The sequence below is a fragment of the Massilia sp. HP4 genome, assembly GCF_005222695.1.
GTDB lineage: Bacteria > Pseudomonadota > Gammaproteobacteria > Burkholderiales > Burkholderiaceae_D > Telluria.
Map to the genome: position 1 here is coordinate 1 of NZ_STGG01000063.1, position 1,080 is coordinate 1,080.

The 1,080-nt window shown below is 58.1% G+C and carries 2 protein-coding genes; both read left to right on the top strand.

Annotated features, from left to right (window positions below):
• The first annotated feature begins 71 nt into the window (after positions 1-71).
• Positions 72-431: a transposase gene (locus E8M83_RS22835; protein ID WP_137175657.1), complete on the top strand. Its 360-nt coding sequence runs from the start codon at positions 72-74 to the stop codon at positions 429-431.
• Positions 428-1,080, top strand: a 653-nt coding sequence (locus tag E8M83_RS22840; RefSeq protein WP_137175658.1) for an IS3 family transposase, incomplete at its 3' end; no start/stop codon positions are given. The genes E8M83_RS22835 and E8M83_RS22840, both read left to right, overlap by 4 nt.

A 1,080-nucleotide genomic window follows, 5' to 3' on the forward strand; every position in this document is an offset into this window, starting at 1 on the left:
GGGGTCAGGTTGAGATGGTCCGGGTTTCATGAACATCCAAATAAGGGACAATATGTCCCTAAAGGATAAACATGAAAAAGAAACAGCTACCATCGAAGCGGGAGATCATTCCCGCCACCCCGACATCCACAACCAAGCCACGCGCCACGTACGACGATGAGTTCAAGCGCAAGGCGGTGTCACGTCTGCGTACCGAGGGACAGAACGCGACCAATCTGGCGGCCGAGCTGGGGATCCGGCGCAATATGCTCTATAAGTGGGCTGACAAGATCGACAAGCAAGCTCCGGACGTACCACTACGCTCGCCTGGGCGGCCTTCTTCAGATGAGCTCACCGAGGTTGAACAACTGCGCCGCGATCTGGCCCGTGCCCATGAGGAGCTGGCCATCCTAAAAAAGTTCGATGCGTACTTAACTCGCCTAAAGAAGTGAAGTACGCATTCATCGACGAGCACCGTAGCGAATTTCCAGTCAAGTCACTGTGCCGTGAACTCGACATCAGCCGCAGCAACTACTACGCGTCCAAGAAGGCCAAGCCGAGCTTGCGTAGCCAGGAAGACCTGGCTATGCGCGCCCAGATCGTCAGGATCAACGCAGCGCATCGCTGGGCGCCAGGCACAGTGAAGATGTGGCATCTGCTACGCAAGGAAGGTCTTCAGTGCGGCAAACACCGTGTACGAAGGCTACGCAAGCTGGAGAACATCCAGACGACCCGCATCAAGCGCTTCCGCGCCATCAAAGCGATGGAGCGCGTGCAGCCGCCGGCGCCGGATCGGGTCGAGCGAGGCTTTCAAGTCAACGCGCCGAACAAGGTCTGGGTGGGCGACATGACGGCGTTGCGCACAAAGGAAGGCTGGCTTCACCTGGCCATCGTACTGGACTTGTTTGCGCGGCGTGTAGTGGGCTGGTCGATGGATGTCACGCAGGCAGCGACACTGCCGATCGCGGCAATGAAGATGGCTTTGGCGCAGAGAAAGCCCAGTACGGGCCTGATCTTCCATAGTGACCAAGGCACGGTGTACGCGTCGCATGACTACCGTGACCTGCTGCAGTCCAATGGCGTTCTGTCCAGCATGAGCCG

Coding starts and splice junctions, on each gene's coding strand:
- E8M83_RS22835 (WP_137175657.1), top strand. CDS start 72: ATGAAAAAGAAACAGCTACCATCGAAGCGGGAGATCATTCCCGCCACC.